This window comes from Prescottella defluvii, from assembly GCF_000738775.1.
Taxonomy (GTDB): Bacteria; Actinomycetota; Actinomycetes; order Mycobacteriales; family Mycobacteriaceae; genus Prescottella; species Prescottella defluvii.
The window spans coordinates 1-334 of the sequence record NZ_JPOC01000085.1; the positions used below are offsets into that span (position 1 = coordinate 1).

1 pseudogene is annotated in these 334 nt (G+C 71.9%); it reads left to right on the forward strand.

The features are described from left to right. Positions 1 to 334, forward strand: a pseudogene (locus tag IJ15_RS0123215) (phosphoglucosamine mutase); the annotation flags it as partial.

The window sequence follows — 334 nt, forward strand, 5'->3', positions numbered from 1 at the left end:
CGCGGGACCGGCGCGACGCCCCACCGGTGCCGGTATCGGTCGGGTCGACGTCGCATTCGACGCGTCGAGCCGATACCTGACTCACCTCGCCGGTGCCGTCGACATCCGTCTCGACGGGCTCACCGTCGTCGTGGACTGCGCGCACGGCGCGGCGTCGACGGTCGGGCCCGACGCCTACCGCAGTGCCGGCGCGACCGTGATCGCGATCCACGCGGATCCGGACGGTCTCAACATCAACGACGGTTGCGGGTCGACGCACCTCGAGTCGTTGCAGCGTGCCGTCGTCGAGCACGGCGCGGACATCGGTCTGGCGCACGACGGTGACGCCGACCGC